The following is a 22,391-nucleotide window of genomic DNA, read 5'->3' as shown; positions in this document are numbered from 1 at the left end:
GATTCACCAGTCAATGCGTGAAGTTGCCTCTTCCACCGTGCAGCTCAACGAAGTCGCGCTCCGCGTCGTCAGCGCCTCCAACTCCTCGATGCTCAACTCCGATCAACAGGCCAACCGTACCAACAGCGTGGCGGCGGCCATCAACCAACTGGGAGCTGCGGCGCAGGAGATCGCCCAGAATGCCGCCCGTGCTTCGGGCCATTCCAGCGACGCCCGCAGCCTTGCCGCCGATGGGCAGGAGGTGGTCAGCCAGAACATTCAGGCGATGAACCGCCTCTCCACAAGGATCAGCAGCGCCAGCGGGCAGATCGAACTGCTCAATACCAAGACCGCCAACATCGGTCAGATTCTCGAAGTCATCACCGGCATTTCCCAGCAAACCAACCTGCTGGCCCTTAATGCCGCCATCGAAGCCGCCCGTGCCGGTGAAGCAGGTCGCGGGTTTGCCGTGGTCGCTGACGAAGTGCGCAGCCTGGCCCACCGCACTCAGGAGTCGTCAAGCCAGGTACAGAAGATGATCGAGGAGCTGCAGCTCGGTGCACGCGAAGCGGTGGCGATCATGAACGAGAGTCAGCGTGAGAGCGGTGAAAGCGTGAGCATCGCTAATCGCGCCGGCGGCAGCCTGGAGAGCGTGACGGCGCGCATCGGCGAAATCGACGGCATGAACCAGTCGGTCGCGACGGCGACCGAAGAGCAAACCGCAGTCGTGGAGGCCATCAACGTGGACATCACCGAGATCAATACTTTGAACCAGGAAGGTGTGGAAAACCTCAACGCGACCCTGCGCGCCTGTACTGACCTGGAGCAGCAGTCATCGCGTTTGAAACAACTGGTGGGCAGCTTCCGCATCTGATGGCCGAGGCCGCACCCGGTCAAAGGTGCGGCCACTCGCAACGGTGGCGGGTCGGCCACCGCAGCCCAGCGCGGCTAGGCCTTCACGTACACCCACGCGCTGCGGCCAGAAGACAGCGTCACGCGTACCCGCTGGTAGTCCGACACTTCATAGGCATCCGCTGCCGCCAATTCCTGCTCGGTGATCTGAAAGACCGTGCCTGCAACACTGTCCGCAGCATCGGAACCGGGACTGACAATCGGGTGATGCGTCTTGCCGCTGACGCTGAGTACATCGGGGTCGGTAATCTCCACCCAGGATTGTTTATAGCCTGTCATCCGGTCAGCGTCGCCGGCCAGTTCCCTGCCAAATTGAGCCAGCTGCACGGCCTTGTCCTGCAAGGTGCCATAGGAAAACAGCAGCACCGCAGATGTTGGAGATTGATTCATCGTCTGTCCTGAAAGTGATCTGTAAGCCAGCGACGAGCGTTTCATTCGCCTCGCGCTGTGATGAGGACTATATAGCGATCGCTGCACTGCAGACAGCGGGCCATGCGTATGCAGCGTATGCGCCGCCGGCCAACTTACCTCATCAGCCTATGCTGCCTGCCTTGGGCGCAGGGGACTCAACGAACGACGCCACCAGCAGATCCTGGGTATATGGATGCTGCGCCGATGCGAACAGTTGCTCGGTAGCGCCCGTTTCCACGACGACGCCGTCCTTGATCACCATCAGGTCGTGGGCCAGTGCGCGGACCACTGCCAGATCGTGGCTGATGAACAGGTAGGTGAAGCCATGCTCGTCCTGCAAACGTCGCAACAGGCTGACCACCTGTTTTTGCACAGTCCTGTCCAGCGCTGACGTCGGTTCATCGAGCAGAATCAGTTCGGGCTTGAGCACCAACGCCCTGGCGATGGCGATCCGTTGCCGCTGACCGCCCGAGAACTCGTGCGGGTAACGGTGCCGGGTTTGCGGGTCCAGGCCCACTTCGTGCAGCGCCGTGATGACTTCGGCCTCGCGTTGCCCGGTGTCGAGATCGGTGTGCACGCGCAAGCCTTCTTCCAGAACCTGCTGCACGCTCATGCGCGGACTCAGGCTGCCATAAGGGTCCTGGAACACCACCTGCATCTTGCGGCGCCAGGGGCGCAGGGCGCTGCCATTGAGCCGATCCAGTGATTGCCCGTCGTAGCGAATGCTGCCCTGTGCATCGATCAGACGCACAATTGCCTGCCCCAGCGTCGATTTGCCAGAGCCGGACTCACCAACGATGCCCAGCGTCTTGCCGCGTTGCAGGCGCAGCGCGATGCCATCGACCGCCTTGATCGGCGGTTTGCGTCGCAACAAACCGCCCTGCGAGAACCAGACTCGCAAGTCATCCACCTCCAGCAGGTTTTCGCTCCTAGTCCGTGGCAGTGCATGCCCGTCCGGCTCGGCCTGCAGAAGCTCACGCGTGTAGGCATGCCCAGGTGCGGCAAAAAGCGCTGAGCATTCGGCCGTCTCGACGATGACACCGCCGCGCATCACCGCCACGCGCTGCGCGATGCTGCGCACTACGTTCAGATCATGGCTGATCAGCAACAGTGCCATCCCCAAACGCTTCTGCAGGTTTTTGAGCAGGGTCAGGATGCGTCGCTGCACGGTCACGTCGAGCGCGGTGGTGGGTTCGTCGGCGATCAGCAACACGGGCTCGCAGGCCAGCGCCATGGCGATCATCACCCGTTGCCGCTGGCCCCCGGACAGCTGATGCGGATAAGCGTTGAGACGTTGCTCCGGCTGCTGGATACCGACCAGCTCCAGCAACTCAAGAACGCGCCTGCGTGCCGCTGCACGAGCCAAACCCTTGTGCAGGGCCAGGGTCTCTGCCAGCTGTCGCTCCACCGTATACAGCGGATTGAGCGAGGTCATGGGCTCCTGGAAGATCATGGCGATACGGTCACCGCGAATCTGCTGCAAGCGCAGCGGGGTGGCGCCGAGCAGTTCTTCACCCTGAAAGCGGATGCTGCCTGCGCTGTTCGTTACATGGGCTGGCAGCAATTGCAGAATCGAATGCGCCGTCACCGACTTGCCCGAGCCCGACTCCCCCACCAGCGCCAGGCACTCACCGGCGCGAATATCCAGGTCGATGCCGCGAACAGCCTTGTGCCCGCCGAACGCGACCTTGAGGTCGCGGATTTCAATCAATGCTTCACTCACTTCGGTTTTCCTGTGCGGATCATGGGCGGCGTCACAATCGAGGGTCAAAGGCATCACGGCAGGCTTCGCCGATGAACACCAGCAACGACAGAATCAGCGCCAACGAAAAAAATGCAGTCAGCGCCAGCCAGGGCGCCTGAAGGTTGTTCTTGCCCTGGCTGATCAGTTCACCGAGGGAGGCCGTACCCAGTGGCATGCCGAAACCAAGGAAATCCAGTGCAGTGAGCGTAGAAATTGCCCCGGTCAGAATGAACGGCAGATAGCTCAGCGTTGCAGTCATCGCATTGGGCAGGATGTGCCGCAGCATCACATGAAAGTCACCCACGCCCAGCGCCTTGGCGGCCTTGACGTATTCCAGGTTGCGCCCGCGCAGAAACTCGGCGCGCACCACGTCCACCAGCGTCAACCAGGAAAACAGCGCCATGATGCCCAGCAACCACCAGAAGCTGGGCTCGACAAAGCCCGAGAGGATGATCAGCAGGTACAGCACTGGCAGGCCAGCCCAAACCTCCAGCACACGCTGCCCCAGCAGGTCGACCCAGCCGGCGTAGTACCCCTGCAAGGCACCGGCGAGGATCCCGATCAAGGTGCTGACCAGCGTCAACGCCAGGGCGAAAAGCAATGAGACCCGTGTGCCGAAAATTACCCGGGCCAGCACATCGCGGGCCTGATCGTCCGTGCCCAGCCAGTCCTGCGCGGAGGGCGGCGTCGGTGAGGGCGTGCTCAGGTCGTAGTTGACGGTGTCGTAACTGAACGGTATCGGCGCAAACAGCAGCCAGCCACCCTGCCCTTCGATCAGCTCTCGCACGTAGCTGTCGCGGTAGTCGGGCTGGAACGGCAGTGCACCGCCGAAATTCTGCTCGGTGTAACGCTCCACGGCCGGGAAATACAACGAGCCCTTGTAGCCGATGACCAAAGGTTTGTCGTTGGCGATCAGCTCGCCGCCCAGGCACAGGATGAACAGGCCAAGAAAAAGGCACAAAGACCACCACCCTCGCCGATTACGCCGAAAGTGCAGCCAGCGACGGCGGGTGGGCGCAGAAAGTACGAACATCAGTTTGTCCTCGCCGAAAAATCCAGCCGCGGATCGAGCAGCTGATAGCAGAGATCACCCAGCAATTTGATCACCAGCCCGAACAGCGTGAAGATGAACAGCGTGCCGAACACCACCGGATAATCCCGCGACACGGCAGCCTCGTAACTCAGCCGCCCCAACCCGTCGAGGGAGAAGATCACCTCGATCAGCAATGAACCCCCGAACAGCATGGCGATCAGCGCCTGGGGCAAACCTGCCACGATCAGCAGCATGGCGTTGCGGAACACGTGGCGACGCAGCACCTGCTTTTCGTTGAAGCCCTTGGCCCTGGCGGTGATGACGTATTGGCGGCTGATTTCGTCAAGAAAGCTGTTCTTGGTGAGGATGGTCAGCGTCGCAAAGCTGCCGATCACCAGCGCCAGCACGGGCAGAACCAAGTGCCAGAAGTAGTCGACGACCTTGCCGGCCCAGCTCAGCTCGGCAAAATTCTCGGACACCAGCCCGCGCACCGGAAACCAGTCGAGCAGACTGCCCCCGCCAAACACCACGATCAGCAGCAGCGCGAACAGAAAGGCGGGCAAGGCATGGCCGACGATGATCGCGGCACTGCTCCAGACATCGAAACGACTGCCATGGCGCACCGCTTTGCGTATCCCCAGCGGAATCGACACCAGGTAGCTGATCAGCGTGGCCCAGAAGCCGAGCGACAGCGTGACCGGCATTTTGTCGAGGATCAGGTCAGTGACCTTGGCCCCGCGGAAAAAACTGTCGCCGAAATCCAGCCGCGCATAGTTGTTGAGCATCAGCCACAGGCGTTCGCCAATGGGTTTGTCGAAACCGTACTGACGCTCGATATCGGCGAGCAGCACCGGGTCCAGCCCGCGCACCGTTCGGGAGCCCTGCCCGACCGTCTCAGCGCTCGTTCCGGACAGCGACGCCTGATTGCCGATGCCCTGGAGGCGCGCGATGGCCTGTTCGACCGGGCCACCGGGCGCTGCCTGCACGATGAAAAAGTTGACCAGCAAAATACACAGCAAGGTCGGCAGAATCAGCAGCAAGCGCCGCACGCTATAGGCCAGCATGGGTGTTTACCTCGGTCTTTTCGCGCATCTGCACGGTGGTCAATGGTGTCTTGCTGATTTCCCACCAGGTGTCGATGCCGACATCGTTCAGGGGCGCGACGGGCGGACGTGCGAAGCGGTTCCACCAGACCGATGACGACCCGGGCGGGTAGTAATTGGGGATCCAGTAGTAGCCCCACTGCAGGACGCGATCCAGGGCGTGGGCGTAGCGCATCATCGTCGGGCGGTCGTTGGCCCGTACCAGACCGTCGATCAACCTGTCCACCGCCGGGTTTTTCAGTGACATGTAATTGTTGGAGCCCGGATCGTCCGCTCCTTCTGAGCCAAAGAAGTTGGTCAGTTCACGCCCCGGCGACGGGCTGACCGGATAGCCGTTGACGATCATGTCGTAGTCCCGGGCGCGTACGCGGTTAGCGTATTGCGCCGAGTCGATCATGCGAATCTCGAAGCCGATACCGATCTGTGCCAGATTGCGCTTGTACGGCAACAGCAGGCGCTCGAAGCCCTTCTGATTGCTGAGGAAGGTGAAGCGCAGCGGCTCACCCCGGGCATTGACCAACCGGTCGCCCTGAGGCTTCCAGCCAGCCTGTTCAAGCAGTTTCAATGCCTGCAACTGCTGGGGGCGAACGTGACCGCTGCCGTCGGTCTCCGGCGCTTGGTAAACCTGGTCGAACACCGCGTCGGGGATGCTGCCGCGCAGCGGCTCCAGAATCGCCCGCTCCTGTGCATCAGGCAGCGCAGTGGCCGCCAGCTCGCTGCGGGAAAAGAAACTGCGCTGACGCAGGTACATGCCATGCATCATCTGCCGGTTGCTCCAGTTGAAATCCCAGAGCAGGCTCAGCGCCTCTCGCACGCGGCGGTCCTGAAACAGCGGCTTTTTCAGGTTGAAGACGAACCCCTGAGTACCCTGCACCGCGTGGGGTGCCAGGTGCTCACGTTGCAGGCGACCATCGCTCAACGCGTCCCCGCCATAGCCGATCATGAAACTGGTCGCCGAAAACTCCCGATTGAAGTCATAGCCCTGCGCACGCAGCAGCTGCCTGGACACGTCGGTGTCGCCAAAGAACTCCAGGCGCAGGGTGTCGAAGTTATACAGGCCGCGGCTCACGGCAAGGTCGCGGCCCCACCAGTCCTTGACCCGCTCGAAGGTCACGCTGCGCCCGTTGTCCACCGCGCTGATCCGGTAAGGACCGCTGCCCAGCGGCGCCTCGAAACCGCCGCCGTTGGCAAAGTGACGCTCGCGCCACCAATGTTCCGGCAGCACCGGCAGCGAGGCGATGTCCAGCGGCAAGGTACGGTTATCGGCGGTTTTGAAGGTGAACCGAACCTGACTCGCAGACTCCACCAGCACCTGATCGACATCGGCGAAACGCTGACGATAGCTGAGGCTGCCCTGGGTTCTCAGCAGCTCGAAGGTGAAGCGCACATCTTGCGCGGTGATGAATTTGCCATCCGCGAAACGCGCGTTCGGGTTGAGATAAAAACGCAGCCAGCTGCGGTCCGGTGCCAGCTCCATGGCCTGCGCCACCAGGCCATACACCGTGTAGGGTTCATCCTGCGAGCGATAGGCAAGCGGGCTGTAAAGCCAGCCTTGAATCTGGGTCACCCCGGTGCCTTTGTCGACATAGGGGATCAAATGATCGAACTGGCCGTCTTCCATCGAAGAACGGCGAAAGCTCCCACCCTTCGGCGCGTCGGGATTCACGTAATCAAAGTGCCTGAAGTTCTCAGGGTATTTCGGCGCCTCACCGTAGACCGTCAAGGCGTGAACAGGCCGCGCCATTGGCGAAGACGACCAGCAGGCCGACAGAACGGCGAACAGCATCAATCGATACAGCATTGAAACAAGACTCCTCTGCGGCAGCACGCAACGCGCGAAGTGTCAGCGCCCTCGCAAGCGCTGACGCAGGTCATCAGAAGTTGTAGGAAAGACGGGTGTACAGCGTGCGTCCGAAGGGGTCCGAATAGCGTGGGTCGTAGCCGCTCTGGAAGGTCGAGGTCTGGTTGCTGAACGGTGGCTCACGGTCGAACAGGTTCTGCACGCCCACAGTGACCTGCGCGGTCTGGCGCCAGGTGTACGTGCCGGCCAGGTCCCAGACGTTCCATGAGCCGACCTTGCCGTGGGTGGAGCGATCGTCGTCGTTGTAGCCACTGAGGAAACGGTTGGTCAGCGTCGCGCCCAATGGGCCCTTGGCCCAGGTGCCATTGAGGTTGTGGCGCCAGCGCGTGACCGCACCGGCTGAGGAAAAGGTGCCGCCGCGGTAGTCGCCCAGCTTGTCGATGTACGCGCCGCCCAGGTCTTGCTGATAGTCGTAGCGGGTGACGTAGGTGCCTTGCAGATTGGTGCCGAACTGGCCCAGCGCGGTTTCGGGGAAGCGGTAGTCGAAGCTTACATCCACGCCGCTGGTCTTGACCTTGCCCAGGTTGGCCAGCCCCGTGATGATGTGATCGATCGAGCCATCGGGCTTGCGCACGATGCGATCCGGGTACAGGTCCGGCTGTTCGAACACAGCGTTTTCGGGAAATTCGGAGATCTGGTTGGCGATCTTGATCCACCAGAAGTCCAGCCCCAGGGACAGGTTGTTGACCGGCTGATAGACAAAACCAAGGGTAACGTTGCGCGCGGTCTCAGGCTTGAGGTCGGTGTTGCCGCCGGTCTGGTTGAAAAACTGCTGCGAACAGTCGCGGTTGGCGATCCCGCCGTTGGCTGGCGAGCCACCGCTGCACAGGCGCGGGTCGTTGTAGTTGGCAACGGTGAAGCCGGTCGAGACCGGGTTGTACAACTCGTAAAGCGACGGCGCGCGGAAGCCTTCGCTGTAGGCGCCGCGAACCACCAACTGCTTGAATGGCTGGAAGCGGAACGAGTATTTCGGGTTGGTGGTGCTGCCGAAATCGCTGTATTTGTCGTGGCGCACGGCAGCGGACAGTTCGAGGCTGTCGAGCACTGGCACGTTGAGTTCGGCGTACTCGGCCTGCACCGAGCGGTCGCCAGATACCGCAGCCGCCGGATCGACGCCCAGGCTCTGGATGTTGGCATCCCAAGCGGAAAAGTCCTGGTGGAATTCTTCCTTACGGTATTCGCCGCCCAAAGCGAGGGCTGCGGGACCGGCACCGAACCAGTCGCCGATGTCGCGGCTGGCTCGCCCGTCGATACTCTTCACACGGCCAACGGCGACGCCATAATCGCCGTCGATATTGTTTGCCGCCAGCAATGCAGCGCCTGCAGCCGATTGAGCGCCAAACGGATTGATCACGCCATTGGCGATGCCGTCTGCTACGGCGCGGTCGTCCACATAACCGCTGAGGATGGTGTTGGTCACCTTGCTCTGGTTATAGCCGGCGCCGATGTTGTAATCCCAACCGGCGACCACGCCATCGAAGGTCAGCAGGATCCTTTGGTTGACGTTGTCGTCCTCATGCCTGCGGGCACCGACTTCGCTTTCTCGCCAGTTCACGTCCACCGGCTGGCCGGGATCGAGGGCAAAGTTGGCAGGCCCCGGCGTAATGCCGTTGCCGGGATAGAACGCCGTGCCGGGATTGACCTGTAACCCGGTCAGCAAGCCCGGGCCGATCTGCGTGCGGTTTTCGTTACGCGCCCAGAAGTATTCCAGACTGAGGTTGTGATCCTCCGCCAGCTTGCCGGTGGCCTTGCCGAAGAAAGAAGTCTTCTCGGTTTCGGGCACCAGGTCCAGGTAGCTCCAGACCGACTGGCGACAGATGCCGTTGCGCAGAATCAGACCCGGGCTGTTACAGCCGGACGCGGCCAGCGGGTTGGTGGCGTTCCCGCCCTGGCTCCAGTTAGCCGGTGAAGCAGTACCGGATGAGTAATCCAGCCCCCTGCCCGGCTGATAGTTGTAGGTGTAGTCGCGGTCCCTGGCTTTTAGGCTTTGCTGTTTGTCGTGGCTGATCACGCCGAAGACGTTGAAACGGTCGTTGTCCAGATCGCCGAATCCCCAGCTCCCGCTGAAGTTGCTGGTATCACCACCACCGGCATGGGTCGGCGTGCTGCCGCCTGCGGACAGCTGCCCTTCAGTGACACTCTTTTTGGTGATGAAGTTGATAACGCCGCCGATGGCGTCGGTGCCGTACAGCGCCGACGCGCCATCACGCAGCACTTCCACGCGATCGATCGCCGCGAACGGAATGGTGTTCAGGTCCACGCCCGAGCCGGCGCTGGTGCTCGTGGCGTTGTTGCTCAGGCGACGGCCGTTAAGCAGTACCAAAGTCTTGTTGGCGCCGATGCCGCGCAGGTCCGCAAATGAAGCACCGCCGCTGGTTGAACCGACAGAACGACCGCCGCCAACCGAAGACTGGTTCGCCGAAATGCGGTTGATCAACTGCTCGGTAGACGTGACACCCTGTTTTCTCAGCTCCTCGGTTCGCAGGATCGTCACCGGAACGGCGGTCTCCGCATCGACACGGCGGATAGCACTGCCGGTGACTTCAATGCGCTGTAGCTGGGGCGTGATGGACGGGCTTTCGACCCCGGCTTGCACGGTTTCGGCTGTCGTTGAAGGAGCGGCGCTCAGAACAATGTCGTTGCCCTGCTCGGTTTCCTGCACCCCAGTGCCTTGCAGGGCGAGTTGCAATGCCTGGTTAGAGCTGAGTTCGCCCTTGATCGCCGGCGCAGTGTGGCCACGGATCAGTGATTGCTCGAAGGAGATGGCCTTGCCACTCTGCTGCGAGATGCTCAGCAAGGTCTGGTCCAGCGGGCCTGCAGGAATATCGAAGCTGCTGGCACTGGCGCTGGTGGCCACCGTGGCGGCAAAAGTCAGTGCAAATGGGCTCAGCGCAAAATGGCTGGATAACGTTCTGGATGTTCGCATCGCGTCGCGGGCTCCCTGTCCTGCTGATGGGCTGGTGTATGCAGGGTTGTGCGCCGGACGCGGGATTTTTATAGAGCGCGATTAGATCGTTAACGCATGAGGTTATGCCTACCCGATGCGCGGCCTGCATCCCGCGCATCGCCTGCCGAGGCAGCAACGGTCAGCCACCGAAGTGGTAGCTCACGTCCAGCCAGACCTGCCGCCCATAGGGGTCGTAATTGCCAGTGGGATAGTAAGGCCAACCTGCGGAGTCATCCTTCTTCACCTGATTGAGCACGTTATTGACGGTCAGCCCGACACTGGCCTTGTCGTTGACCTTGTATCGCGCGCTGGCGTTGAAGGTGGTCCAGGGCGAGAGGCGCCCGTCACCGGCGGCATTGGTCACGCTGCCGTAGCGAATACCGGCCAGGGTTGTGCTCAGACGCTGGTAGTCCCAGGTAAGGCTGGCGTTGACCTTGCTGCGCCAATCGTAATTGCTGTTGCTGCTGCGCAGGTTTTGCGTCTGGGCGTCATCGGATTCCTTGTAGTAATGGGACAGCACCGTGCTGTAGCCGATCTGCGAACTAAAGGCGCCGTACTGCCCGGCGCCCCAGCGAATGTTGCTCTTGAGGTCCAGGCCGCTGACACGTTCACTGGCGGCGTTGATCGCATTGACCTGCACCCGTTGCAGCTTGTTCGGATCGACCGCAGCGGTGCTGGCATTACGCTGGATACGCGCCAGAACGTCCTGGCAGGTGCTCGCATCGAGCTGACCGTTGCGGCACTCGTTCTCCTGTTGCAACAGGCGATTGAGATCGACGGTGGTCAGCAGATCACTGATCTCGACTCGCCAGAAGTCGGCGGAGAAATCGAACTGATGCGATGGCGACCAGACGAAACCATAGGTCCAGGACTTGCCGCGTTCGGATTTCAGATCAGGGGTGCCGCTCTGGGTGTAATCGACCCGGCCACGATCACAGGCGCCATCGATGCCCTTGCTGCACCCGTAGTAGTCGACCTGGGCCGGGTCATAGCCATTGGTGTCCGCCTGATACAGGTAGTTGAGGTCGGGGGCGCGGAAGCTGGTGCCGTAACTGCCACGCACCAACAGGCTGTTGACCGGGCGCCATTCCAGGCCAAGGTTGTAGGTATTCTGCTGTTCGGTCCTGCCACTGAACTTGTACTGATCCCAACGGCCTGCCGCAGAGGCCAGCAGGGTGTCGGTTACCGGAATGCTGAATTCGCCGCCCGCCGCATAACGATCCCGCGAGCCACCGGAGTTTGAGGCCGGCGTGGTGTTGTAGAACGAGCCGTCATTGAGCTGGTCGTCGACATCGATGTGATACGACTGCCTGCCCACTTCGGCGATTCCAGCGAAACCTACCGGCCCCGCCGGCAGCTCGAACAGGTCGCCATTGACCCCGGCGCTGAAGGTTTGCGACACCGACTTGCTGCGCTGGGTCAGGTTGCCGCGAAACTGCCGCCACTGGTCTTCGGTCAGCGGCTGGTCAAGGCGCGACTCATCCGGGGCAAACACCGGGTAGCCATCCTGAGTGCCCAGTTGAGGCCCGAGGAAGTAATCTCGAATACTGCTCAGCGGGGTATAGCGTGTGGTCCGTGTGCTGGTGTATTCCGAGCGGTTGGCCGACAGCTGGTAACCCCAGTCGCTGTTGGCAAACTTGTTCTCCAGGCCGAGGGTGCCGGTCCAGGACACCTCACGCCATTTGCTGTTGTTGCTGGTCTTGCCGCCGATTTCCTCACTGGCGAACCCTCTATACCAGCGCTCCAGATTGCCGCTGTTCTGATTGATGAAATCGGGCGAGGTGAAGCTCGGGCCGCGGGTGTTGTTCTGGGTGTGATCGAAACCGAACATCAGGTCGGCGAACACCTTGCCCGTGTCACTGAAATGCCAGGTGCCCCGGGTGTAGCCGTCGTCGTTTTCCTTTTGTGCCTGCAGCGTCCAATAGCCGTTGTAGGACTGATTGGTCATGCAGCGATTACCACTGCCACCGAGTTTGCCGTTGTAGATACCGCCATAGGCGCCGCAACCCGGTCCCAAATACCCGCCGGTGTCCAGGTTGCGGCGATAGCCGACGTCCTTGGCCGCGCCATCGTTCATGAACCCACGCTGGTCTGCCCAGATCGGCTGCCGCTTGGTCAGCTCCAGCCCGAAAATCCCGTCGAAGTCGCCCCAGCTGTCGCCACCGGTAATCTGCAACCGCTGGTTGTCGCCACCACCGCGCTCGGTGTAGCCGCCCCGCAGGTTGACGTCCACGCCACTGGTCTTGTCCTTGAGGATGATGTTCACCACCCCGGCAATGGCATCGGAGCCATAGATCGCCGACGCGCCGCTGCTGAGGATCTCGATCCGGTCGATCATCATCGACGGAATGTTCGCCAGGTTGGTGAAGTTGACGCTGCCATCGTAGGCCGTCGGGTAGTCGGCGACACGGCGGCCGTTGATCAGCACCAGCGTGTGATTGGGCCCCAGGCCCCGTAGGTTGAGCGCACTGGCGGCTGGCTGAAACGTGTTGCCGTAGTCCTCGCCCTGGGTCATGCCGGTGTTCTGGGTCTGCGAGGCGATGGCGTCGTAGACATTGCGATACCCGCGAGCTTCGATTTCCTGCCCGGTGATCACGTTTACCGGCGACGGCCCTTCGACCTGTGCGCGAGGAATGCGTGAGCCGGTGACGGTAACTTTCTCCAGCGCGACATCGCCGGGGACCTTAGCGGCTGATACTTGAGCGTGAACAGCCGGTCTGACAGTGGCCGCAGGCGCAACGGCTGCCGGTTGCAGGATCCAGCCGCCAGCGGCATTTGGCGCTGCTTGCAGCCCCGTTCCACGCAGTGCCAACAGCAGCGCCTGGCCTGCTGTCAGTTGCCCTCGAATCGGCCCGCTGACCAAGCCCTGTACCAGGGTCTGCTGGAAGGAAATGGTCGAGCCGCTGTTGCGCGAAATACTCAGCAGCACCTGGTCCAGCGAGCCTTGGGCAATGTCGAAGGTCAGTGTGCGCTCGCCCACGGCCGGCGCCGCAGCCGAGGTTACAGGTTGTGCCCATGCGCTGATTGCGAAGGCGCCCACGCCAACGGCCAGGGAGAGGGTCGCCAGCGAAGGGCGACAAGAGCGTTTGAGTTGCATTGCGGTGTTCCCATCGTCGTTGTCAGTTGATGGGATTGAGCAACTGGCCAAGTCTTTTTATAGGCAGGTGTTAGGCCGTTTAGGCATGGGGTTATAACTTCGGATGTCGCGGGCTCAAGCGTCTTCAAGGGGTTCGCCGACACCCCGGCCATTGCCCATCAAGGTATCTGTGCAACGAAGGCCGGAGATTTATAGAGCGATGGGAACATTTTTTTTCGATCGTGTCCGGCGCACGCATCGCCCTTATCGCACGTCGATGTTGACCCAGTAAGGACTGTGGTAATCGATCTTCACCGGCAATGACCCGGCCAGCAATTGCAGGGCACGATCGGTATCGTCCAGCGGGAAGATCCCGCTCAAGCGCAGGTTTTCGGCTGCGGGGCTGACCCGAATAATGCCCCTGCGATAACTGCGCAACGATGCGATCAGCGCGCCCAGCGACTGGTCGCGCACCTCGAGCAGCCCTTGGGTCCATGCCGATTCAGCGCCGGTTGATGCCTGGAGTTCAAGCACCCGGTCGGCATCGAACACTGCGCGCTCCCCTGCGCGGATGACTTGCACCACGCCACTGCGGGTACGAATTTCAACCTGTGAGTGCAGCATCGAAATACCGGTCTGCCCGTCGCGCTGGTCCACCAGGAATCGGGTCCCCAATGCACGCATCTGGCCTTGAGCGGTCTGGACGATAAAGGGCCGCTGGCTGTCCTTGGCAACATCGACGAGCAGCTTGCCGTCGAGCAATTGCAGAAGGCGCCGGTCCTGATCGAACCGCTCGAGCACGTTGGTCCGCGCGTCCAGCATCAGGGCGCTGCCGTCGGCGAGGGTCAGGCTCAGGCGCTCACCGGTGCGGGTACTCAATAAACCCGGTTGTGGCCAGACATCCGTCAGCCGGGCAATGAGCCCTAACGTGGACACGGCGCCTACCAGTGACAACGCATTACGCACGAAGCGTCGACGCCCGGACGGCGCATTGAGGGTGTGCAGAAGGCTCTCCCTGGGCATGCGCCGCAGCTTGTCATTCTCCAGCACGCCGAGCCCGGCACCCATGGCCCTGAAGATTTCGGCGCGGCGCGGGTCGGAATTGCTCCACTGACGAAATGCCTGGTGCTCCTCCGGGCTGGCATGCCCGGACTGCAGCAGCGCCATCCACTGCGCTGCTTCATCGATGATCGCCTCATCGGCCGTGACCCCGTTCATGGCTGCACCATTGCCAGGTAACAGCGCTTGAACGCATCGGCCATGTATTGCTGCACCCGGCTGACCGACACCTGCAACAGCTCAGCGATCTGCATATACGTCAGACCGTCGAGCTGATGGTAAAGAAATGCAGCTTTGGCCTTGGCCGACAGGCCATCGAGCAGCCGGTCCACCTCAGCCAGGGTTTCGAGCAGCAACAATCGGTCCTCCGGTGAAGGGTGAGCCGACTGCGGCGCCTGGGCCAACGTTTCAAGGTAGGCGCGCTCAAGATCCTGACGCCGCCAGCCTTCATACATCAGGCGGCGGGCGATGGTCGTCAGCAATGCCCGGGGTTCGCGGATCGACGCAGGATCGGGCAATGCGAGCACCCGCAAAAACGTCTCCGACGCAATGTCCTGCGCGCCGTGCGGACATCCCATTGCCCGGCTCACGCGCGTGCACAGCCAGCCATAGTCACTTTTGAATATCTGACCGATCAGACCAAATTGCAGGTGCTGATTCACGCTCATCCCATGCTCCGTGTAGTGGCGGCTTTCGGGCCTTGTTATCGAGAAACGCTGACGCTCCTCCTTCTTCGTATCGGAACTGTGCCTCAACTGTTACAAAACTTGGAAGGAATAAAAAAACAGCAGTAACTGCCTAAAAGATATAAAGATTGTTGGACAATATCTGCGTAAAACCTGAATGCCAGGCGCGGCGATACCCGACATTTAGCGCCGCATTTATTGATCGTTTAAAAGGGATGGCAGACTCGCGTTCCTACGTGAGACCGCTGCCGTTCAAGGGTATGCAGCGCTCGCAAACGCCGCGCGAAGTTTTTCGATGACCTCGGCAATTGACGGGCCTTGCACCGCTGGTGGCCGGGCGCTTTCTCCGAACTCGCGCCAGATGAACAGCGTCAGCTCCGCCCCATCGGTGCCCGCTTCGGCTATCTCCGGATTGGCGAATGTTTCCAGCAGACGGTAGCGAGGGTTTTCCCAGAACAGTTTCTCGACCCAGGCGTAGACCGGGATCAAATGGAAGTGAATCGGGTAGCCCGGGGAGTGACCGTAGCGACTCACGTAAAGGCGCTCGGGGGTCAAGGTGGCTTGCAGGATCGACTGCGCACGGGCCAGCAGTTCGCCGAACTCGTGGAGTGCAGCAGCGGGCAAATCGGCAAGGGAGTCCACAGGTGCCCTGGAACCCAGAATCAAATACCCGGGTAGCGCACTGGCTAAGTGGTGATTGATGACCCAGTGCTCGGTCTCATGAATGATGAATCCACCGGGAATGTGCAGACGGCTGTCGATGACCGGCATGACGTCAGCGCCTGAAGTCATGTGAACGGAGCCGGCCTTGAGCACTGGCCGGGGTAGACAAGTCCAGGGCAATGCGCCCGGCAACTGCTTTGAATTGAAGGGCAAGCGTCATCTGGCCTCCCGCTGATAAACCACGGTATCGCACACACCATGCCGCCCTGAAACCCGCGCATCCACAAGCGTCTGCACGGGCTCGAACCCAGCCGCTTCGGCGAGTTTCTGGCTGGCGATGTTGGCCGAAGATGCTGTCAGCCGCAGGGTTTGCCCCGACAGCGCCGCCACTAATGCAAGTAGCGCCTCTTTCACCAATCCACGGTTGGCATAGGCCTCGTTCACCCAGTAGCCGATTTCGAATCCCTGATTTGGCTCGGCCTCTGGGGTGGCTCCGATACAGCCCACCAACGGCTGATCACCCTCGCGCCCGATCAGGAAGTAGCGCTTCTCGCCTGCGGGCGTGGAGAAATCGGCGCAAGCACGGTCGAGGCTTTCCTGAGTCTCTTCCAGCGTCCAGTGCGGCTTGCTCCAGATCAGGAAATCCCGGTGCAGTTCATAACTGCCGTTCAGCGCGTCCGCCAGCTTGTGTGCGAGGCCGACATCGGGCGCGATCAGGTTCAGGCGCGGCGTTTCTAGCGTTTTCGGCAAATCTGCCGGTTGTTCTATCGTTTGCACCCAGATAAATCCTTCTTCTTGTGTTGGGGGTTCGATCAAGCCATAGACGTTTTTCAATGCTTGCTCGGGCACACGCTTGTCTGCGCTGCGCCGGGCATTGCGCAAGAGCGCAAGCCCGAGGGGCGCCTTTAGGAAAAGGGCAATGACCGGCATCCCATGTCTGCGCGCGATGGCCAGTAACCTCTCCCTATGACGTCGCGCAGGCAACGCGGCATCGAACACAACCGCGCGATGACCGAGCCTGCCAAGGTTTTCAGCCACCCAACGCGATTTACCCGCGCCCTGCACGCCCATCACCAGATACACATGCGTCCCTCGTCTGGCCTTGGAAAGCGCTTCATTCAGGCAAGCGTAAGCCAACTCCCACGCCTGACGATCGCGCTCAGGGGTGAACTCCCTGCCAAACTCGGTTTCCAGGTAGTCGTCCGGGTTGATCACCCGTGGAGAGCCTGAGGCATACTCGCCAGCCTCCTTGTGCAGCGTATGGGTGCCCCTTCCAGGCTCGCGTGGCCCCAGATCCTGCCAGCCGTTGTTTTTATAAAACACCCAGGCAGGCCGGTTGTTCGGGGCGGCACTTAATCTCAGGGATTGACATCCCAGGCCACTGAGAAAACGCCAGGCGTAGGCCTCCAGCAATGCGCCCAAGCCCTGCCCTCGCTGTTCGGAAACCAGATAAAACAGATTAACGTAGCCGATCGAAATATCGCTCTTCAAGCGGTCCATCTCGATCTGGCCGATGATTTCTTCATCCCGCCAGACATGGACCAGACAGCCCGGTAATTTCGCTGCACGCTCGCGCAGCCAGATAACGTAACCCTCTGGCCCACCGTCGCTTTGATAAAAAAGCTCTGCCGAGCCGAAGGTGCACATCAGGGCGTCGATTCTGAAGCGCTGGCAAACATCGTAATGGGCATCCAGATCGACCGGCCTGAACGCAAGCGTGGGAATATGGGGAGTTTCCGTCATGGAAGTTGATGTCCTTGCGTGGCGCGCATCATGTGTCGAGCGTAATGGATGAAGGATGGTCGCCAGCCACAATGCACACTCCATGCCGAGGGATTGCACGCCTGATTTGATTGATCAGTCTTGCTATCGAGCAATAGCATGCCAGGCGCCTAAAGCCGACAACTGTTTGCACACTGCTGCCGATTCAACAGTTCAAACGGGATCGGTGCAGGCAACAATACGCGCCACAGCCTCTGTAACCTCCGACTTCTAAGCTGAACACACGTAGCGCTCCGCGGGCCGGCAGCGTGGATGCCGCGAGAATCGCCCTCTCAAGCACACATCACTTCTCAGACTGACTGGTTCTATATTCCACGCTGGCCGCTGACCGTTCCTTTGGCGGAAACCCGGCGCCAGCCGCTTCCTCGATGCTCGACAGAAACAAACGGGTCTGCCGATTGGAACGCAGGCAAACCACCCTGCACCCCGAATGCGCGGCGGCCACCAGTTGCCTCATCCTCGCTCGCGATGATTTACGGGTCGTCCACATGAAACGGAAAAACTCCGGGAGATTCCCCAGCTGCTCCGGGCAATCCTCTGGAAGATCGGGTCGAGGCCGACCTCGCAGGGCCAGCGTTCTGAGAAGCACACGCCAGAACCGGAGCGCCGACGCGCGATCGATCCATACCAGGAGATCGGCTCGAGCAATACGACTGTCCCAAGTCGCCGCATGACCGCCTTCAAAAATCCACCGATCGCCAGCCTCAACCTCCCGACAAAGACGCGTCTTCTCGTCGATGCTTCGCTCGATCCATCCAGGTTGCCAATGAATCGTATCGATGTGAATGACCGGTAGCCCGGTGAGCTTGCCCATCTCCCGAGCCAGCGTACTTTTGCCTGAACCAGGTTGACCAATAATCATGACCCGCTGCATGCAAACCTCATTGAATTACGCCAAACACTTAGTACCCGCCAGACCCGGCACCAACCCAATTATCCCAAACAACGAATCGATCTTCAGACTCGCCTGCGCTGCATCCCAGGCTCGGATATACGGCATCGTCGCGCATCAATCTACAACTCTGACTGCTGCTTCATTACAACACGCGCAAGATCCTCACCCGCCTCCTGCGCCGGCAACCCGACCACGACGTCGGCTGCCTCTCGAACGATGGACATACACCATTCTCAACAGCTGCGGGATATTCTGTGCGGACAGCCGCCACAGTCTTTACTAGCCGAGCCTCAAGTCAACAAATCGGCAGCAGATGACAGAGCGTATATAAATCCAGACCAAGCATCGGTCTCGTTTTTGCAGCTATAAGCGCCGTCCCCGAATCCTCGAGGCTCCTACCGAACTCGACGAAGTCGTCGGCGAGCAGCAGGTCGAGGAGCGATTCGTCGAGACGCACGGCATGCTCAAAGAGCCGTTCCTTGAGTTGCAGAATGTGCGTGTGCAATGTCATGACCCTTTTTTCAACCTTTTTGCAGCGGGTTCTGCCCTGGTGCAGGGTGCTGCAGAATCCGCTCGATATTGTCCAGCACCAGCCAGTGTCCATTGCCCAGTTGCCAGTCGAAGAAGTCCGAGAAATCCTGTCGGGCCAGTGCCCGGATGGTCTTGGCGACGAAGCCGTGCCCGACCAGCAACAGGTTGTGCGCGGCAGAAGCCGCGACCAACGTCGTCAAGCCCTGGTGTATCCGTGTCACCACTTGTGAAATCGACTCCCCTTGTGGCGGGCCAATGTCCCACTGACGCGTTATGTTTTGGCGCCACAGCTGAGGGTAAAACTGATGCGCCTCATCCTGGGTCAGCCCTTCGAAGACACCGACGTTGCGTTCCCGAAAGGCGTCGAGCAACTGAACGGGCATATTCAACCGGTAGTTCAGGATCTCGGCCGTCTGCCTGGCGCGCAGCAAGGGCGAGACGACGATGCTGTCGATCGAGTCGGGCAGCTCCAGGCGCAGGGCGGCAGCTTGCTCGCGTCCTGTTTCTGTCAACTCGGGGTCAAGCGCCCCTAGATAACGATGCTCGGCGTTGGCCTGAGTCTGGCCGTGACGTACGACGTACAAACGCATGAGGCGTCTCCTGACAAGGTGTTCTTTCCTGCAAGTCCGCTGTCATCGCAGCCCTGCTAAATCGAATCAGAACCGGTATGAAACGCCGGTGGTGACATTGACCGGATCGCCCGGGTAGAAGTTTGCCGAGTCCTGCCCTTTGGCATCGTAGGCAGTAGTGGATGCGGTGGCGTAGCGTTCGTTGGTCAGATTGCGCGCATCGACGAACACTTCCCACTTCCTGTTCGGCGCTTCATAACCGACTTTCGCCCCCCACAGTGTGTAGGACGGCGCACCGAGGGAGTTGGCGAAGTCCACGTAATAGCTGGACGCAGCCCGGGCATTCAACTGGGCGTAGAAGCCGCTCGGCTGACGATACTCAAGCTCGGCCTGATAGACCTGGCGCGGCAGCCCCGGCAACTCGTTGTCACCGAAGGTGGCGTCATGGCGATAATGAAAGTCGTTGTAGGTGTAGGCCTGACGCAAGGTGACCGTATCGCCGCCCTGCCCTTGCCACAACTGCGCGTTCAGACCTGCCTCGATGCCCTGGTGGATGGTCGGGCTGCCATTGGACGTCGCGACCAGTTGATCCTGGGTGGCCGTCGCCTGACGCACGACCACCGACAGCAGCTCCTTCTGAACCCATGAACGATACACCGTCAGGCTGCCATCGAAGATGCCGTGGCCACCACGGATGCCGAACTCCACCGTATTGGCCTTTTGCGGACGAACGTCGCGGATATAAGGCGTACCGGTGCTGCCCAGTTGCCAGGTGACAGGCGGGTCAATGGAGCGACTGACATTGCCGAACAGTTCGAATTCCGGCGTGAGCTGGTAGCGCAGACCAATGCGCGGTGCCGTGTCGTGCTCCTCATACTCCACGCCGTTGGGAAACGCTGTGGTGTTGACGCCGGTGGTGTATTCGATATCAGCCTTGCGCTTGATGTCGATGAATGAAAGGCCGGTGGACAGCCACAGGTTGTCGGTCAGTTGCAGCTCATTGCCCAAGGAGAACACGGTGTCCCGGGAGCCGGTGAAGCTGGCTTCCTGTTGCTTGGCCTTGGTCGCCTTGCTATGGGACTTCACGTCGGCCAGATAAGCGCGGGTAGTGCTGAAGGTCGCGGTACTGTCGCTATTGAAACCGAGAAAGGTATCGCCGGTGCGCAGATAACGCAGGGTCAGGTTGATGTCCTTGGAGCGCCAGTCCTGGGGCGTGGCCGAGTAACGCCAGCCGTTGTACAGCGGGTAATCGTTGTAGCCCAGACCGACTTCCAGTTTGGCGTTGTCATCGAAGGTGTAGGTGGTTTTACTGCCCAGCAGCGTTGTACCGTCTTTCTTGCGCCCGAAGGGCACAAGATTGCTGGTCGGGTCATGCTTGATCTGGTATTTGGTCAGCGTGTTGCCCTGGCTGAGGGTTTCTTCGCGATAACGCAGAAAGAAACGCGTCTCCAGTTTCGGGTTGAACACATAACCGAAGTTGGCAACGATCCCCTGACCGTTATTAGGGGTATTGTCCTGATAACCATCGCGTTCATTGTGTTGCAGGCTGACATAGTAGTCGGCGTTGCCCTCAACGCCACCGGTACTCAATACCTGTTTGCGATAACCGTAGCTGCCCGTTTCGAAGCGCGCGTAATTCCCCGGATCGGTCCGGCCGGTTTTGCTGACGAAGTTGATCGCCCCTCCCAACGATAAGGCCGAATAATTGAGTGCGTTGGCGCCGTACAGCACTTCCGTGTGGTCGACACCGGCCATGTCCAGCATATCTTCCTGAGTGCCGCCAGGGCCTGTCAGCGGCAGGCCGTCGAACAGAAACTTGATGCCCAGGACGTAACCTTGATAGAACGTGTTCAGGCCCGAACCACGGATCGAGATCTTGTTGGCCGATGAACCGCTGGTGGCCTGGGCGAACACACCCGGCTGTAATGCCAGCACGTCCTCGGCATTGGAGGCACGGCCTTTTTCGACTTCGTGGTTATCGATGACCGCCGTGTTTCCGGGCACTTTGGCCAGTTGCCTTTCGGCTTTTTGCGCTTCGCTGGCCGCCGTGCCAGTTACGGTAACTGTCGCCAGTTTCGGGTCTTGAGCGCTTTGCTCGGTGGGCTCCTGTGCGGCAAAGGAAGCGCCGTGGACCACCATCAACAACAGGCCCAGGCTCGAAACCGTGGCCAACGAATCAAGGCGCCGAGCGCACATATCAAACCATTGCCGTATCAAATCCCTGCTCCCGAAAGTTGAGTGTTAGTTAGAGCTTCTATTCGTACAGTCGCGCTCCAGACCCACTTAGCAGGGTTCGTGCCACAAACTTTCAACTGGTTTTTTGGTAAAAATGACCAGGATCAAGACTTCACCAAACGACACTTTGTTTTCGGTCTGTCCATTTGCCAACAGTTGATAACGATAACTTTTCCAGATCCGAAATTTAACAACGCAGCTCATAAGTTATTTCGCACTCTCACATAGCCCCTAATCAAGAAGCCAAGGTGATCGCTCCGCTGCCCTCCTCACTGAACACAGTTGGAATATTACTAAGGAGTCCGACATCAGAAATCTATATAGCTAAATCACACTTATTCATAACGGTCGTTGTTTGTACTGCAACAGCGAATTAACAAAAAAATGCACAGACTACAACGCGTTGCCGTCGTCTCGGCCAGAGGGGGCTTATTTCGCGTGCAATCAGTAATTGGTATGGCTCTTGCTCAACCGACAGCAGCTTCATGGATGTCCTTGTAAGGTCAATCCCATGAGCAATGATCACGGAAGTCCAATTCACCTGTTGTCTTGATTCCGTGTTGTTTAATCGCGAGGACTAATGAATGGCCAATGCCCAAACCGCCAATGCACGGGACGTGCTCTGGCGTCAGGCGCCGGGCGGCGAGCTGCTTGAACTGGGCCGGGTCTATCGCGGCCCTTTGGCGCTGTCGCGCTTGCAGACCACACCGCGGCGCATCCTCAGCCGCCGCGAAGCGGTGCTGCTCGGCGTCTTCGCCCTGGTGCTGCACGGTGCGGTGATCTACTGGGTCAATAGCTCGCCCACCCCAGCCCTGCCCGTGGTGCCGCCGGAAATCCCGCCGATGACCATCGAGTTCGCCCAGCCCGCGCCGCCGGTGGTCGAAACCCCGCCACCGCCGCCCGAG

General features: G+C 60.3%; 16 protein-coding genes and 1 pseudogene. 2 read left to right on the top strand and 15 right to left on the bottom strand.

The features are described from left to right. Positions 1-13 precede the first annotated feature (13 nt). A complete protein-coding gene (locus B3I26_RS28915) occupies positions 14-853 on the top strand; it encodes a methyl-accepting chemotaxis protein (RefSeq protein ID WP_414707635.1) in 840 nt (279 codons plus the stop codon). Between the two features lie 74 nt (positions 854-927). On the opposite strand, the gene B3I26_RS18035 is transcribed toward B3I26_RS28915, so the two are convergent. The 15 genes from B3I26_RS18035 to B3I26_RS17965 form a co-directional block, all read right to left on the bottom strand. Next, positions 928-1,281, bottom strand: a complete 354-nt coding sequence (locus B3I26_RS18035; protein WP_296259584.1) for a gamma-glutamylcyclotransferase family protein — start codon at positions 1,279-1,281, stop codon at positions 928-930. Positions 1,282-1,423: 142 nt separating this feature from the next. Continuing rightward, positions 1,424-3,025 (bottom strand): ABC transporter ATP-binding protein, encoded by a 1,602-nt coding sequence (locus B3I26_RS18030; RefSeq protein WP_296259582.1) that lies wholly within the window; start codon positions 3,023-3,025, stop codon positions 1,424-1,426. A 31-nt stretch (positions 3,026-3,056) separates the two neighbouring features. Continuing rightward, positions 3,057-4,079, bottom strand: coding sequence for an ABC transporter permease (locus B3I26_RS18025; protein WP_296259580.1), 1,023 nt, complete (start codon positions 4,077-4,079; stop codon positions 3,057-3,059). After that, positions 4,079-5,143 carry a microcin C ABC transporter permease YejB gene (locus B3I26_RS18020; protein ID WP_296259579.1) on the bottom strand — a complete coding sequence of 355 codons (1,065 nt, stop codon included), beginning with the start codon at positions 5,141-5,143 and terminating at the stop codon, positions 4,079-4,081. The genes B3I26_RS18025 and B3I26_RS18020 overlap by 1 nt, the downstream gene beginning before the upstream one ends. Continuing rightward, positions 5,130-6,983, bottom strand: a complete 1,854-nt coding sequence (locus B3I26_RS18015) for an extracellular solute-binding protein (protein WP_409521987.1) — start codon at positions 6,981-6,983, stop codon at positions 5,130-5,132. The genes B3I26_RS18020 and B3I26_RS18015 overlap by 14 nt, the downstream gene beginning before the upstream one ends. 73 nt (positions 6,984-7,056) lie before the next feature. Beyond that, entirely contained in the window at positions 7,057-9,969 is a 2,913-nt protein-coding gene (locus tag B3I26_RS18010) for a TonB-dependent receptor (RefSeq protein WP_296259577.1), read from the bottom strand. 160 nt (positions 9,970-10,129) lie between these two features. Beyond that, positions 10,130-13,087 carry a TonB-dependent receptor gene (locus B3I26_RS18005; protein ID WP_296259575.1) on the bottom strand — a complete coding sequence of 986 codons (2,958 nt, stop codon included), beginning with the start codon at positions 13,085-13,087 and terminating at the stop codon, positions 10,130-10,132. Positions 13,088-13,330: 243 nt separating this feature from the next. Next, positions 13,331-14,284: a FecR domain-containing protein gene (locus B3I26_RS18000; protein ID WP_296259574.1), complete on the bottom strand. Its 954-nt coding sequence runs from the start codon at positions 14,282-14,284 to the stop codon at positions 13,331-13,333. Then, the gene (locus B3I26_RS17995) at positions 14,281-14,793 is read right to left on the bottom strand and encodes a sigma-70 family RNA polymerase sigma factor (RefSeq protein WP_296259572.1); all 513 of its coding nucleotides are present in this window, start codon (positions 14,791-14,793) and stop codon (positions 14,281-14,283) included. The genes B3I26_RS18000 and B3I26_RS17995 overlap by 4 nt, the downstream gene beginning before the upstream one ends. Before the next feature lie 270 nt (positions 14,794-15,063). Continuing rightward, positions 15,064-15,603, bottom strand: coding sequence for an HIT family protein (locus tag B3I26_RS17990; protein ID WP_296259570.1), 540 nt, complete (start codon positions 15,601-15,603; stop codon positions 15,064-15,066). Between the two features lie 87 nt (positions 15,604-15,690). Continuing rightward, complete coding sequence (locus B3I26_RS17985; protein ID WP_296259569.1) at positions 15,691-17,289, bottom strand: GNAT family N-acetyltransferase; 1,599 nt, start codon at positions 17,287-17,289, stop codon at positions 15,691-15,693. Positions 17,290-17,539: 250 nt separating this feature from the next. Next, entirely contained in the window at positions 17,540-18,130 is a 591-nt protein-coding gene (locus B3I26_RS17980; RefSeq protein ID WP_296259568.1) for an AAA family ATPase, read from the bottom strand. A 316-nt stretch (positions 18,131-18,446) separates the two neighbouring features. Further along, positions 18,447-18,662, bottom strand: coding sequence for a hypothetical protein (locus B3I26_RS17975; protein ID WP_296259567.1), 216 nt, complete (start codon positions 18,660-18,662; stop codon positions 18,447-18,449). A gap of 10 nt (positions 18,663-18,672) precedes the next feature. Beyond that, entirely contained in the window at positions 18,673-19,272 is a 600-nt protein-coding gene (locus B3I26_RS17970) for a histidine phosphatase family protein (RefSeq protein ID WP_296259565.1), read from the bottom strand. Between the two features lie 66 nt (positions 19,273-19,338). Then, positions 19,339-21,447, bottom strand: a complete 2,109-nt coding sequence (locus B3I26_RS17965; protein ID WP_296259564.1) for a TonB-dependent receptor family protein — start codon at positions 21,445-21,447, stop codon at positions 19,339-19,341. A gap of 623 nt (positions 21,448-22,070) precedes the next feature. On the opposite strand from B3I26_RS17965, the pseudogene B3I26_RS17960 reads away from it, so the two are divergent. Continuing rightward, a pseudogene (locus tag B3I26_RS17960) lies at positions 22,071-22,391 on the top strand (energy transducer TonB); the annotation flags it as partial.

Source organism: Pseudomonas sp. UBA5706, assembly GCF_002419965.1.
Lineage (GTDB): Bacteria > Pseudomonadota > Gammaproteobacteria > Pseudomonadales > Pseudomonadaceae > Aquipseudomonas.
Note: the sequence above shows the minus strand (reverse complement) of the source record. Positions and strands in the feature narration are given on the sequence as shown.